This is a genomic window from Oceanobacillus sp. FSL H7-0719, from assembly GCF_045040795.1.
Lineage (GTDB): Bacteria > Bacillota > Bacilli > Bacillales > Amphibacillaceae > Oceanobacillus.
Genome location: NZ_CP150301.1, coordinates 2,952,088 through 2,966,957 on the forward strand (window position 1 = coordinate 2,952,088; position 14,870 = coordinate 2,966,957).

A 14,870-nucleotide genomic window follows, 5' to 3' on the forward strand; every position below is an offset into this window, starting at 1 on the left:
AGTCAGAAAAAAAATCATGTTAAAGGACGTTTAGCTATGGCGAAAATTTTAATTATCGAGGATGATCCGAAAATTGCCTCTCTCCTGCAAAATCATTTGCAGAAATATGGCTATGCAGCGACGATAACGGAAGACTTTGATGCAATTATTGAAACTTTTCAAGCAGTTGATCCTGATCTTGTTCTATTAGATATTAATTTACCAAGCTTTGATGGTTTTTACTGGTGTCGGCAAATCAGGCAGCACTCGACATGTCCGATTTTATTTCTTTCTGCACGCTCGGGAGAAATGGACCAGGTTATGGCTTTGGAAAATGGTGGCGACGACTTTATTACGAAACCATTCGCATATGAAGTAGTAACAGCAAAAATTCGCAGCAGTCTGCGTCGTGCCTATGGCGAATATGCTCCTAATGTAAAGGAACGTAAGATTGAACTGGATGAATTAACACTTTTCATTGAAAGAATGGAACTGACAAAGGATGGCAAGGTAATCGCACTGACAAAAAAAGAAGCTGTCCTGCTGGAGATGCTCATGAATCGTTCACCACGGGTAGTATCAAGAGAGGTCTTATTGGAAAAGTTATGGGATGATCAGAGCTTCGTTGATGAGAATACATTAAATGTAAATGTAACAAGAGTAAGGAAAAAGCTGCAAGAACTAAATATAGAGAATGCAATTGAGACAATTCGAGGTGCAGGATACCGGCTTATATCAAATTGGGGGCATCAAAAATGATAAAGCTCTTTCTTCGTGATCAATTTCCGCTTATCCTTATAAACCTTTTGCAAATTACGCTGATTCTTATCGTTCTATGGGCCAGCGGACTTCAGGAAATGAAACTCGTGCTATACACTTTATTTTTGGGAGCTTTTTTATTAACGGTTTATTTAGTTTATCGTTATCTTTCACTGAAGGCATTTTACAAACGATTGGCGAATCCGGTGGCTCGTCTCGATGAAATATTTGAAACCCTGGACAGTGCTCCGATTTCTGCTGCGCTTGGTGAACTGCTGAGGAGTCAGCATCGATTATATATTAATGAAATTGAACTTGCGAAGATTAAGAAGAACGAGCATGTAACGTTTATAAATCAATGGGTGCATCAAATGAAAACACCTTTATCTGTAATCGAATTAATTATTCAAGACCATGATGAGGAAGAGCTGCTAAGTATCCGCGAAGAAACGGACAAGCTTGAGAAGGGGCTTGAGATGGTTTTATATGCTGCCCGGCTGGAGGTGTTTGAACAAGACTTTCATATACAGCCGGTTTCATTAAAGCATATAATTGACCAGGTCATCCGTGAAAATAAACGGTTATTTATAAAAAATCGTGTATATCCAGAGGTGAATATTACTGGTCTCACGGTGGAATCAGATGAGAAGTGGCTGGAGTTTATTATTAATCAGGTCATAACAAATGCTGTAAAATACTCTGCCGGAAAAGGTGGAAAGGCCCAAATCTTTACAGATAAAACTTCGGAAGGCACACATTTATTTATCCAAGATAATGGGGTTGGCATCCCAAAATCTGATTTAAAGCGAGTATTTGATGCATTTTTTACTGGAGAAAATGGTCGAGTTTATCGCGAATCAACTGGAATGGGACTTTCACTTGTAAGGGAGGTATGTGAAAAATTGGGGCATAAAGTTGAAATTGAATCGGTACAGGGCGAAGGTACATTGGTTAAGTTAACTTTCTATAACTAAATCAAGTTAAGCAAAGGCGCATAATCAAATCATGCGCCTGCTTTAATCAACGTTATTATATCTTGGTTCGAATGATAAGTATGATGGGCGCAACTGAGAAATCGCGCATACTGTATCCGGGTACTTATTCTGTAAATACTCCTCTAGAACAATGGTTTTCTTGTGTATTTGATAATCACCCCAATGAGGACGAGTGATAAAGAGCCAGCAACCTTACAAAAATGTAATGAAAATGAAAGCTAGACCAATGTTTAAATTTCCCTTTTTCCTTTAGACTATGAAGTAGAGGAAAGGGGATTTTTTAATGGATATTTTAAAAACGAGTAATTTAAGTAAAATATATGATGGAAAAGTTGCACATAAAGCATTAGAAAATATTGATTTAGCGATTGAAGAGGGTGAGTTTGTCGGAATTATGGGCCCTTCTGGAAGCGGGAAGTCAACCTTATTAAACATGGTGGCTACAATTGATCAGCCAACTTCAGGTTCCATTCTTGTAAATAACAAGAATCCGCTTGAGATGAAGCATGATGAATTAGCGAAGTTTCGTCGTCGTGAATTAGGTTTCGTCTTTCAGGATTTTAATTTGCTGCCAACGTTAACCGTAGAAGAGAATATTGTACTTCCGCTAACGCTTGAAGGCACACGAGTGAAAGAAATGGAAAAGCGTGTTGCAGCTGTTGCAGAAAAACTAGGAATTTCCGCAATCTTGAATAACCGTATTTATGAGATATCTGGTGGGCAAGCACAACGAGCGGCAATTGCCCGGGCAATTATTCACCGTCCGCACATGGTGTTGGCAGATGAACCAACCGGAAACCTTGATTCAAAGGCATCTAGAACGGTAATGGAGATGCTGGAAAAAATTAATAAAGAAGATCGCACAACAATGATGATGGTAACCCACGACCCAATTGCAGCCAGTTATACAGAACGTGTTGTATTTATAAAGGATGGAAAGCTCTTCAATGAGATCCATCGCGGGGATAATCGTCAAGCTTTCTTCCAAAAAGTAATTGATGTGTTATCGCTGTTGGGAGGGGATGCAAGTGACCTTTCGTCAATTCGCGTTTAATAATGTCTTAAGAAATAAGCGGATTTATGCAGCGTATTTTCTTAGCAGTCTATTTTCCGTATTCGTATTTTTTGTTTATGCAATTTTTGCTTTTCACCCCGCGTTAAAAGCAGTGCATCCAGGTGTTACTGTTGGCCTGCATTTCGCTGAAGGAATTATTTATGTTTTTTCTTTTATCTTTGTGCTTGTATCAATGAGTGCATTTCTGCATTCCCGAAAAAAGGAATTTGGCTTAATGGTTATGCTTGGAATGACCAATCAGCAGCTGCGCAAAATGGTCTTTTTGGAAAACGTATTGATTGGTTTTGCCGCAACCGTTTCCGGTGTTGGAATCGGGCTTGTATTCGCTAAGCTCATTTTGATGACAGCTGAGTCTGTTTTGGAGCTAAAAGAATCCTTGCCATTTTATATGCCGTGGGAAGCAATTTTTCTGACTTTCGGTGCTTTCTTACTTCTATTTGTTGTAATTTCCTTCTTTACTGTTTGGATTCTGAAAGGCAACAAATTAATCGATCTAATAAAGGGAAGTGCTGTACCAAAAAACGAGCCGAAAGCTTCCGTACTATTATCCATTTTAGCGGCATTGCTGCTTGCAGTCGGGTATGGTATTGCTCTTACTGTTAAAGGTGACCAGGTAATTTACGCTATGATACCTGTAACGATTATCGTCATCATTGGAACGTATTTCCTTTTTACACAGTTAAGTGTATTTATTATTAATCGGCTGAAGAAGCAGAAGATGCTGTTTTGGAAGAAAACAAATCTTGTATTATTTTCCGACCTGGCAAACCGGATGAAGGATAATGCTCGAACCTTCTTCTTTGTTGCGATTGTTTCCACGGTTGCTTTTACTGCAATTGGAACGCTCGTCGGTTTTCGCTTTATGTTTACAAATAGTCTATTAGAAGAACGCCAATTTACAATAGAATACAATTCTAAATATGGAAATGAACAAGAAGCCGAGCATATTCAAATTATTGAAGATGAGCTTGAAGGTCTTGCTTATGAGAAGCTGCCTCTCCATATTAGAAATGTTTCAATTCCAAGCATGGCTGAAGATTATGCACCTTTAACAGGTATCATTTCTGAATCAGAGTATAATGCATTGGCAAAAGCAGGAAGAAAAGATGATGTTCAAGTTTCATTAGATGGAAATGAAGCAGTTTATCTTTATTATCATAATGAGATGCTTGATCCCAAAGAAGTAGAAGAAACGCGCATTGTCAATTTTTCTGGTAAAGAAATAAATCAAACAGCGGCATTTGGTTCGACTTTGGTCCGATCATATGACAGTTATTTTATCGTTGATGATGCTTACTATGATAATATTACAGATTTCGAGCTAGAAACCTTTTATGCTTTTCAAGTAGGGGATTGGAAGGCCACAGCCGATTTAGGAGAAAGTCTGCTTGAAAAATTAGGTGTGAGTGAAACAAATGGTTTTAGTGAATACTTTAGCTATTCCAACCTGGGTTATGATTGGTACGTTACTAATCAATCCTTTGGGGCCGTTCTGTTTATTGGAATGTTTATTGGCGTCGTATTCTTCGTTGCTGCTGGCAGTTTCTTGTACTTCCGTTTATATGCTGATTTGGAAGAAGAGCAGAAGAAGTTCTCGATGATTAGCAAAATCGGATTAACAGACAAGGAATTATCCAGAATACTAACAATACAACTTGGATTGTTATTCTTCATTCCAATTGTTATTGCAGTTATTCATGGTGCTGTGGCTTTAACAGCATTAAAAAATATGTTTAATTACAGCATGCTGCACAGCTCAGCACTTGTACTTGGGAGCTTTAGCTTGATTCAAATTGTTTATTTCTTCTTTATTCGACATAATTATATTAAGAAGATTAAAAGCTATTTAGCGAATTAATGGAATAGAGCCGTGAAAGAGATAATTATCTTTCACAGGCTCTATTTTGATTATTGTAGAGCATAAGGTAATAAGGGGAATGTTCAAACATATAAGTTGAAGTTAATTTAAAATAAGGTTATGGTTACGATATTAATATTTTGACTAAAGGAATGTGAGCTTGTGATAGGGGAAGAAATCCGCAGAACACTTGATGAAATATCGATGAGTATGCGTAAGGATTACTCGGAAATGCTGCGTGAGTTAAATCTTCATGTTGGACAGGATAATTTACTCTATAGGCTGCGGGAGCAGGATGGGGTGACACAGATTCAGCTTAGTGAGAGTTTAAAATGTGAGCCGCCAACAATTGTTAATAAGGTAAGGGCTTTGGAAAGCTATGGTTTAATTTATCGGGAACGTGATCCGCTTGACGCAAGAATTAACAGAGTCTATTTGACACCAAAAGGCCGGGAGATTATCGAGCCAATTGAAGAGGTTTGGGAGAATCAGCAAGATAAACTATTGGCCGGGATGACAGCAGAAGAGCTGAAAACAATAAAGAAGCTGCTGAAAAAAATGGCAAATAATATAGCGTAGTGTGTTTATGTGGTTTTTTCCAAATTGATCTGCTGTTTGGTGAAACTTATTTTATAAACTTAGTTAGTATGCTAATAAATGAGACATATTGTATTTTAATATAAATAACGAAAAATCAAATTAGATTGGATGAGAAAATATGAAATTAAGTATATTGGACCAAGCTCCAATTACAAAAGGGAATAAGGCAGTAGATGCGTTGAAAAATGCGGAGGAATTGGCTGTTTTGGGTGATGAATTGGGTTACCATCGTATGTGGATGGCAGAGCACCATGGTACAAAGGATTATGCGAGCTCAGCTCCTGAAATAACAGCCGCTCATATAGCCGCCAAGACAAAAAGGATTCGTATCGGCACAGGTGGGGTAATGATGATGCATTATTCTCCCTTAAAGCTTGCTGAGGTGTTTAAAACATTAAGTGCATTTTCACCAGGAAGAATCGATTTCGGCGTTGGACGTGCTCCTGGGGGAGATAATTACTCGATTTATGCATTGTCAGAAGGGCGCCAGCCGATGCTTGATAATATGTACGAGAAAATGGATACTGCATTGCAGCTGATGAAGGATGAAATTCCTGAAGATCGGTTATATAGCAGAACCATCGCTACTCCATCTGAGGTGATATTACCTGAAGCATGGCTGCTTGGTTCGACGGGAAATAGTGCTATTCAAGCGGGCAGAAGAGGAGCAGGCTATTCATTCGCACAGTTTTTTAATGGCGAGATGTCGAATGAAATTTTTGCTGCCTATAAAAATAGTTTTCAGCCCTCCGCATTTATGAAAAAACCAAATATCACAGTGAGTTATATGGTAACAGTAGCTGAAACGAGAGAAGAGGCTGAATTTGAAGCAATGCCTCAGGATATTTGGCGGTTGAATTTCATGAGAGGAAGACAAGTTCCCTTTTTAACACCAGAAGAAGCCCAAGACTATCCATTAACTGAAATGGACCGTATGACAATTATGGATAATCGCAAACTGCATTTAGTAGGTAATGCAAAGGAGGTCTCGGCCTTCTTAAAAGACCAGCAAGAAAAATATCAATTTGATGAAGCGATGATTGTCAGTATTCCACACTCACAAAAGCAGCGTTTGAATGTATATCGACTGCTGGCAGAAGAATTGCTTTAAAAAACATAGAAAAAATATCAATGGTCCATCACATCAAAACTTGATAGATGGACCATTTTGTTGTGGTTAATATTATCGCTCTATTTACTTATCTAAATAGTATAATTATAATTGTATTCATAGAATTTTATGAGAAGAGGGGGAAGCAGAGGTGGCAGGGAAGAAATGCTTTCGTTTATTTAGTATATTGCTATTAAGCATGCTTTTAGCCTTGATTGGTGCCTGCGGCAATGCTAATAGCACTGAAACGGTTACGGAGGAGGATGCTGGCGGAACTTCCTCGGAAGAAATGGAAAGTATAATTACAGTATCTGCCGCAGCAAGTCTTACAGATGCACTGAACGATGTTGCTCGTTTATTTACGGAAGAGAATCCAGGGGTGCAAGTTGATTATAACTTTGGGGGTTCTGGAGCGCTAAGACAGCAGATAATGCAAGGTGCGCCAGTTGATCTGTTCTTCTCAGCCTCTGCGAGTGACTTTCAGGCAGTTGTTGAAGAAGGTTACATTGATGAAGAAAATGCGTTGAACTTGCTTGCGAATGAATTAGTTTTAATCACAGCTAAAGGCAGTAAAACAGTGACTTCCTTTGATGATTTAAGCAATGCGAAACAAATCGCGATTGGAAATCCGGAATCCGTACCGGCTGGTAAATATAGCGTAGAAGCATATAAGTCGATGGGGATTATGGAAGAGCTGGAAGAATTGTTGGTCTTTGCTGAGGATGTTCGTGCAGTGCTTACATATGTAGAAACAAAAAATGTTGATGCTGGAACAGTATACCGAACAGACGCGATGATAAGTGAAAAGGTAGAAATAGTAGATACGGCACCGGCTGAATCTCATGAATCCATCATTTATCCAGTCGGGGTCGTGAATCATTCTGATAATGAAGATGCTGTGAAAGCTTTTTATGAATACTTACAAACCGATACTGCACGGAATGTATTCGAGGAGTATGGATTTGCTGTCTATTAACATCACGGTTGAGCAGTTTGTTACACCTGTCCTTCTGTCATTACGGGTTTCTTTAATTAGTTTAGTTTTAGTATTTATTTGTGCGACATTAACAGCAAGATGGATGGCCCGAGCGAGTTTTAGAGGAAAAGCAGCAGTAGAAACAATCTTAATGCTGCCACTAGTATTACCGCCAACTGTTATTGGATTTCTGCTGATGATTCTATTTGGGAATAACAGTATAGTTGGTGATTTTATTGAATGGGTTTTTAATGATTCGATTATTTTTACATGGTATGCTGCAGTGATAGCAAGTACAGTAGTTGCTTTTCCACTCATGTACCAATCCGCAAAAGCTGGATTCTTAAATGTTGACAGGGACATAGAAAATGCAGCAAAGGTGGATGGTGCGAATAGCATCCAAGTCTTTATTAGAATAACAATTCCACTGTCTTACACATCTTTAATCACAGGGGCTCTCCTCAGCTTTGCACGAGCACTTGGAGAATTTGGTGCAACTCTAATGATTGCAGGGAATATCCCGGGGCGAACACAAACATTGCCAACAGCAATATATGTTGCCTTGCAATCTGGCAACATGATGCTCGCATGGACATGGGTAGTGACAATTATTGTTATTTCATTTTTTATGTTGATGTTCATCCGTCTTCAAGCCGGACAAGAAGCTCGTTACTAGAATAAGAATAAAGAATATCTGTTCCTGATGTACCATTTAATCTAAGAACCGGCTGCGCATTTCCGGAGAGGGAAGCATGCAGCTGTCCTTTTTCCCAAACCATTTATAGCGGTTTTTCGCTATAATGTCATAGAGTGCATCTCTAATTTTAGGCGGTACAAGAAGAAAGATATAAAGTAATTTCCACATTCCTTTAAGCTGTTTTGCGATTCGGAGAGCAGCGGTAGACTTATAATAAACTTTATTATTTTCCAATAGAATCAGGCTGTCAATATTCTTTGGTGAATTGTATTTGTTAATTAATTTTTGACCAGCTTCACCCTGGAGGGAAGCAAACTTAAACTGCTTTTTTTGATCTCTTTGAATGATAAATTGAACACTTGCATCGCAAAAATTACATTCTCCATCGAATAAGATAATACTGTTCATCGAAACACCCCCTAAAACTTGAGAGCGGGACAGTAAAGCAGACAGATCTTCTGTCTCGCGAAACTACTTGTAAAATAGTCGTTCTAACTATATCATAATAATTATACGATGTATAATTAGTTTATTCGATAAATTAATTAAGGTAAAGTGGTAAAAAATATGTAAAGAGTTACTTTATTTTATCTTCACTATAAATTTAGTTATAATGAAATGGATTCATTTCGAAACCAATCTATATGAGAGGAAATGATACAACATGGCGCAGCAAATTGGTGTAATTGGACTAGCTGTAATGGGAAAGAACTTAGCTTTAAACATTGAGAGCAGAGGTTATTCAGTAGCGGTATTTAACCGTTCTTACGAGAAAACAGAAGCATTTTTAGCAAATGAAGCAAAGGGCAAACAAGTTGCAGGTGCTGAAACAATTGAGGAATTTGTTAATTCACTGGAAAAGCCACGAAAGATTCTTCTGATGGTAAAGGCTGGACCAGCTACAGATGCAACGATTGAGTCTTTACAGCCATACTTAGAAGAAGGCGATATTCTAATAGACGGCGGCAATACATTGTATGAGGATACAATGCGTCGTAATAAAATGCTTGATGAAACAGGGATTCACTTTATCGGAACAGGAGTTTCCGGTGGTGAAGAAGGCGCACTTAATGGGCCATCTTTAATGCCTGGTGGTCAGAAGGAAGCATATGAATTAGTAGCACCAATCTTTGAAGCGATTTCAGCAAAAGTTGATGGAGACCCATGTGTAACTTATATTGGACCAAACGGTGCAGGGCATTTTGTGAAGATGGTTCATAACGGAATTGAATATGGTGACATGCAATTAATTGGTGAAGCATATTTTATTTTAAAACATGTGCTTGGCATGGAAGCAGAAGAATTAAGTCAAGTATTTACGGAATGGAATAAAGGAGAGCTCGACAGTTACCTGATTGAGATTACTGCAGATATTTTCACGAAGAAAGATGAAGAGACAGGTAAAGCACTAGTAGAAGTAATTATGGATAAAGCTGGTCAAAAGGGTACAGGTAAGTGGACAAGTAAGAATGCTTTAGACCTTGGTGTTCCGCTTCCGCTTATTACAGAATCTGTATTCGCACGCTTTATTTCTTCCTTGAAGGACGAGCGTGTGGCAGCAAGCAAGGTATTATCTGGACCAGAAACAGTGCAATACGAAGGAAACCGTGAAGATCTGATTGAAGCAGTGCGTAAAGCTTTATATATGAGTAAAATTGTATCTTATGCACAAGGTTTTGCACAAATGCGTGCAGCTTCAGAGGAAAACGATTGGAATCTGGAATTTGGCGAAATTGCAATGATTTGGCGTGGAGGCTGTATTATCCGTGCAAACTTCCTGCAAAAGATTAAAGAAGCATATGATCGTGACCCAGCATTAGCCAACTTAATGCTTGATCCATACTTTAAAGAAGTTGTTGAAGGATATCAGACGGCATTACGTGAAGTGGTTGCTCTTGCAATTAAGCAAGGTATCGCTGTTCCGACGTTTGCAAGTGCGGTTGCTTATTATGATAGTTATCGTGCTGAGGATTTACCAGCGAATTTAATTCAAGCACAACGTGACTATTTTGGTGCACATACGTATGAACGTAAAGACAAACCAGGTACATTCCATACAAACTGGTTCTAAGAGAAATAGGCGTGTGAAAGCTTAGCTAGGCTTTCACACGCTTTTTTGCTTTCTGCATTTATTGGTCATCACGCTTAAAGATGACTTCCTGAACATCAAGGAAATTCTGAATTGCAAGGGCACAAGCACCCTGTACACTTGCATACACACCTAACTCAGACAGTTCAATTTTTTTGTAGACGCTGACTGACGAATGAAGGTTCTTTTTAATCTCCTCGACCACATTTGGATATAAGTGCAGTACCTCACTATTTAAAACCAATGTTTCTGGGTTATAAAAGTTGATCATATTATTGAGTCCAATAGAAACAGAACTGATGAATTTCTTCATTTCTTCACATGTTATCGTATCATTTTCATTAATCAGCTGTTTTAAGTCATGGTAGGTTAAACTTGGAAGATCAAGCTTTTCCATAAGACTGGAAAAGATGACCGGCTCAGCTGCATAGAGTTCCCAACAGCCGTGATTCCCGCATTTACACTTCTTTCCATATGGAGAGATAATCATATGACCGATTTCACCGGCATAGCCATCATACCCTTTTACGAGCTTTCCATTATTCATAATGCCTGCACCAATACCTGAGCTAAGTGTGATAGATAACAAATTATTGCTATGATGATGATGGTATACTCTTTCCGCGTAAACAGAAAGATTTGCAGTATTCTCAATTAAAATGGAAATATCCAACGCATCTTCCAGATCTGCTTTTAGATTTTTATTGCGCCACTCAAATCGAGGAACAAACAGAATAGAATAGTCATTATTTACTGTACCATGAACGCCGATAATGGTTTGTATAAGTCCATAATCGCATTGGGAATACCTATTCTTAAATGTTTTAATTTGCTTAATAAGAATCTGGACAATTTCCTCATAGTTTTCTGTTTCAAGTTTGTAAATTTCCGTCTCAATCATATTCCCCTGTAAATCAGCTATTCTATATCTTACTTTCTTATAATCAAGGTCAATTCCCAGTACATAACCAGCATTCCCATTTATCGAAAGCATAATCGGACGTCTGCCAACAGAATTATGTTCTTGCTGCGTTTCACGAACAAGTTTTTCTTCAAGCAAATCAGAGACCTGAACAGAGATTGTTGCTTTGTTTAAACCGGTTATCTTAGATAATTCCGCTCTGGAAATAAATCGATGTTCTATTATCTTTTGTAAAATTAAACTTCTGTTTATCTTTTTTATATATGCTCCATCCCCTGTAACCATCTTACTTCCTCCCCTTTTAAACGAAAAGATGCTACCTTTAGCATTTTTATTATTTGTTTGCCAAACAAATAATAAAAATGTACAAAAAAATAAGTTTATGTAAAAAGTAACTGATTTGTAAAGGCTTACATAAAGGTGACATTTTAAATTTACTCTATTATATCAAAAAACAAATAAATTGAAATCTATTTATCTGTTTTACTTCTTTAACAAGAAGAGAAGGATGTATCCTTTATACTTTAAAAGGTAATTAAGTAATATAGAATTAATATACTTTATTGTGAATGTTCTTGCTATCGTTCATTTTTACATATATAATCATTATTTGTTTGATATTCAAGTAAATATTCATGAAATTCCAAAAGTAATTCTATTGCTGTTATTTTTAGAGAAAGAATTTTTGAGGAGGAGAAAATGAAAAAGAATCCGCTTTTCAACTACTTGTATATCTTTTATTCTAGTGTATTTATACTGCATATTATTAATGTTTTTATTGAAAGTAATACCCTTAACTATCTTATAGGAATTTTAGCTATTCTTATGCTCATCGTTTCAGTCGTTGGGGCTTCATCTCTTTTTAGAATATTAGGTGGTGCATTTATTTTAGTCGGAGGAATTGTGTTTTTCATGTCAGGACAACCGATGGTAAAAATTCCAGAGTTACTTACTTCAAATATGTCGCTGCTTACTCTATTAGCAATGCTGCCGTGGATGAACAGTGTTGTTAGGAGCGGAAGATTTGACCGGAATTTAAATAAATTGCTGAATGTAAATGCTTCTGACTTAGGTAAACTTTACCCGCGCAGCTCAATCACAACATTAACATTAGCAGCTTTCTTAAATTTATCTGCTGCTTCTATTTCACAAGATGTGTTGAAGGATAATTTAAGTTCTCTAAATAAGAAAGTTAGAAACTCTTTTATTGGAACGGCAACACTTCGCGGTTTCACCTTGGCATTATTATGGAGTCCATTGGAGATTTTATTAGCTGTGTCGATCTTTATGACAGGCGTTGATTATGTTTCTTTGTTGCCATGGCTCCTTCTTATTGTAGCGATAACTTTTACAATGGATTCTGTTTGGGGAAGATTGCATTATAAGAAATACACCTATAGGAAGACCGCAGAAACCAATGTGAACATGAAGGAAATTATGAAGAAGGTTATCCACTTAATGACAGCGCTCATTATCTTCTTAACGCTTGTGATTGTGATAGGAAGCCTGTTTGATCTTGATTTTATATTTACGGTGACGATTTTAATTTTCCCATTTGCATTTATTTGGGCATGGGTGATGGGCCGGGCAAGGAGTTTTTGGACTATTGGATGGAGAACTTGGAAGCAAAAGACTAATACAATGCAGAATTTTATTGTTCTATTTATTGGATTGGCTTTCTTTGCAAATAGTATAAGTGGAACAGTTTTTTTAGAAGTCATTCAGCGGCCGATTTTAATGTTTATTGACTATCCATTGGTTATTTTTATAAGTATTCAAATTATCTTTATAGCCATGAGTATGTTTGGTGTTCATCCAATTGCAACAATGGGAATATTAGGCGGAGTAATCACAGCATTACTCGACGTAATGAATCCTATCAGTGTCGCTATTGTTTTGGCAACAAGTGCAACTGCTACGCTCACTGTAGGTTCTTATGGGCTGGTTGTTCAATTGACATCAATGAATATCAATCAGAATCCATACAAGATTACAATCAGCAATATGCCCTATGCACTATTATATGGCGGGATTGGCTCTGTAATAGCATACTTGCTGCTGTAGGCAGAAAGAAAAAGGGTCTCTCCATTCTTGAGAGAGGTGGAGATACTCGCCCATGAAAAAATGAAATAATATGGGTTGTTCTATTTGGAGAAATAGTTTATTATGGATTAACAACGTTGTTAATTCTGTTAATTACTAATATTTTCATTTGATAAAAGTGTAATCGCTGTCAATGGGTGTGCAAATCATATTATTTAAGGAGATGTTCAGGGGATGGAACAGCTAAAACCAATCTTTGAGTTGCTGAAAGCGGGAAAAGTCTCTCAGAGTAATAGAGATGTAAAAGTATATGAAAAATCCTTGGAAACTTATGAAAATGTTAATCTAATCATGGTTCGCTTGGGCGCAGAGAAATACATTCTGGCAGCTGGAGACGGTAAATTATTTGATGAATTAAGTGGGGAGGTAGTAGATAGTAATTGCAAGGCCGCGCCATTAACACATGAAAACCGGCTGGTGCTAAATGCATATTTTGAATACACGGTACCCAGAGCTTTTGGCACAAAGGTTTCCACAATGGGACTTGGAGATCGTTTAGGGATTGCATCGCCTGGACACATTGAAACAATTCGGAAGCATCATATCAAGCCAATTTTAGCACAACAAAGTATTCGCGAGCTTACATTGATAAATAGAACAATGCCTGAAATGATTGATGCTGCATGTTTTGCAGTGTTCCAAGAGGGGTATAAAGACGGGTTCGGAGCGGATGGAGACCATATAAAAGAAGAGAAAGACATTGCGTATGCGCTTGAACTGGGTATTTCAATGCTCACTTTGGACTGCTCAGACCAGATTAAAAAGGGAATCGATCATGCTCCAATTGAGAAAATTGAAAGGGCATACAATAGTCTGCCAAAAGAGAAACAAACTTATTATGAACAGCAATATTTAGATAAAACCTTTGAAATTGGTGAGCTTGTTATTATCTTTGACAAAGAGACACTTATGAAAAATGTCTTGGTCTATGATGAAGCGATTTCTTATATCGATCATGTGTATAAGACGTATATTAGCAAGCTTGACAGAGAATTTGACTTTGAGATCTCTATTGATGAAACAGAAACAATTACATTGCCGGCAGAGCATTTCTTTGTGGCGAATGAATTGAGGGAGCGTGGAGTAAAGGCAGCAAGCTTGGCTCCAAGATTCTGCGGCGAATTCCAAAAGGGGATTGACTATATTGGGGATATGGAACAATTTGAAGTTGAATTAGCAGAACATGCTTTAATAGCGAAGCATTTTGGATATAAACTCAGTATCCACTCAGGAAGTGACAAATTCTCTGTATTCCCAATCATTGCAAAGTATACAGAAGGTGTTCTTCATATTAAAACGGCAGGGACAAACTGGCTGGAAGCAATGCGCGTTATCGCTGAAACGAATCCAAAACTCTACCGCCGCATGCACGCATATGCAACTGAAAATATAGAGGAAGCTTTACAGTACTATCATATTACACCTGACTTTTCTGCAATTAAACCATTAGACAGTGTACCGGATGAGGCACTGTCAGAATATATGAATGATGATAATGCAAGGCAATTAATTCATGTAACGTATGGTGTTTTATTGACTGCTGAAGATGAAACAGGTAATTATCTATTTAAAGACGAATTCTTCCAAACGTTGCATCATCAAGAGGATGCTTATCGGAAAGCATTGGTAAAGCATATTGGAAGACATATCACAACTTTGGGATTTTAATAAATGAATAAAATTAGTTTTTTGAGTAGACAAAATAA

The 14,870-nt window shown here is 37.5% G+C and carries 13 protein-coding genes; 11 read left to right on the forward strand and 2 right to left on the reverse strand.

The genetic code is table 11. The features are described 5' to 3' along the window. Positions 1-36: 36 nt before the first annotated feature. From NST93_RS15085 to modB, 8 genes are all read left to right on the forward strand, one after another. Complete coding sequence (locus NST93_RS15085) at positions 37-738, forward strand: response regulator transcription factor (protein ID WP_405098428.1); 702 nt, start codon at positions 37-39, stop codon at positions 736-738. Next, complete coding sequence (locus tag NST93_RS15090) at positions 735-1,712, forward strand: sensor histidine kinase (RefSeq protein ID WP_405098430.1); 978 nt, start codon at positions 735-737, stop codon at positions 1,710-1,712. The genes NST93_RS15085 and NST93_RS15090 overlap by 4 nt, the downstream gene beginning before the upstream one ends. A gap of 310 nt (positions 1,713-2,022) precedes the next feature. Beyond that, entirely contained in the window at positions 2,023-2,787 is a 765-nt protein-coding gene (locus NST93_RS15095) for an ABC transporter ATP-binding protein (protein WP_405103914.1), read from the forward strand. Continuing rightward, entirely contained in the window at positions 2,762-4,666 is a 1,905-nt protein-coding gene (locus tag NST93_RS15100) for an ABC transporter permease (RefSeq protein WP_405098432.1), read from the forward strand. Before NST93_RS15095 ends, NST93_RS15100 begins: the two co-directional genes overlap by 26 nt. Positions 4,667-4,828: 162 nt before the next feature. Continuing rightward, positions 4,829-5,245: a MarR family winged helix-turn-helix transcriptional regulator gene (locus NST93_RS15105; protein ID WP_405098434.1), complete on the forward strand. Its 417-nt coding sequence runs from the start codon at positions 4,829-4,831 to the stop codon at positions 5,243-5,245. Between the two features lie 139 nt (positions 5,246-5,384). After that, positions 5,385-6,377 carry an LLM class flavin-dependent oxidoreductase gene (locus tag NST93_RS15110; RefSeq protein ID WP_405098436.1) on the forward strand — a complete coding sequence of 331 codons (993 nt, stop codon included), beginning with the start codon at positions 5,385-5,387 and terminating at the stop codon, positions 6,375-6,377. A 151-nt stretch (positions 6,378-6,528) separates the two neighbouring features. After that, on the forward strand, positions 6,529-7,353 hold the full coding sequence (gene modA / locus NST93_RS15115) for a molybdate ABC transporter substrate-binding protein (protein ID WP_405098438.1): 825 nt from the start codon (positions 6,529-6,531) through the stop codon (positions 7,351-7,353). Continuing rightward, positions 7,334-8,029 (forward strand): molybdate ABC transporter permease subunit, encoded by a 696-nt coding sequence (gene modB / locus NST93_RS15120; RefSeq protein ID WP_405098440.1) that lies wholly within the window; start codon positions 7,334-7,336, stop codon positions 8,027-8,029. The genes modA and modB overlap by 20 nt, the downstream gene beginning before the upstream one ends. A 36-nt stretch (positions 8,030-8,065) precedes the next feature. On the opposite strand, the gene NST93_RS15125 is transcribed toward modB, so the two are convergent. After that, the gene (locus NST93_RS15125) at positions 8,066-8,458 is read right to left on the reverse strand and encodes a thiol-disulfide oxidoreductase DCC family protein (RefSeq protein WP_405098442.1); all 393 of its coding nucleotides are present in this window, start codon (positions 8,456-8,458) and stop codon (positions 8,066-8,068) included. A gap of 256 nt (positions 8,459-8,714) precedes the next feature. On the opposite strand from NST93_RS15125, the gene gndA reads away from it, so the two are divergent. Then, complete coding sequence (gene gndA, locus NST93_RS15130; RefSeq protein ID WP_405098444.1) at positions 8,715-10,121, forward strand: NADP-dependent phosphogluconate dehydrogenase; 1,407 nt, start codon at positions 8,715-8,717, stop codon at positions 10,119-10,121. 58 nt (positions 10,122-10,179) lie between these two features. On the opposite strand, the gene NST93_RS15135 is transcribed toward gndA, so the two are convergent. Then, the gene (locus tag NST93_RS15135) at positions 10,180-11,346 is read right to left on the reverse strand and encodes an ROK family protein (protein ID WP_405098446.1); all 1,167 of its coding nucleotides are present in this window, start codon (positions 11,344-11,346) and stop codon (positions 10,180-10,182) included. Positions 11,347-11,760: 414 nt separating this feature from the next. Here NST93_RS15135 and NST93_RS15140 point away from each other — a divergent pair, with 414 nt between their 5' ends. Both NST93_RS15140 and NST93_RS15145 read left to right on the forward strand, forming a co-directional pair. Continuing rightward, complete coding sequence (locus tag NST93_RS15140; protein WP_405098448.1) at positions 11,761-13,125, forward strand: hypothetical protein; 1,365 nt, start codon at positions 11,761-11,763, stop codon at positions 13,123-13,125. 213 nt (positions 13,126-13,338) lie between these two features. After that, positions 13,339-14,832, forward strand: coding sequence for a tagaturonate epimerase family protein (locus NST93_RS15145; RefSeq protein ID WP_405098450.1), 1,494 nt, complete (start codon positions 13,339-13,341; stop codon positions 14,830-14,832). Positions 14,833-14,870 lie beyond the last annotated feature (38 nt).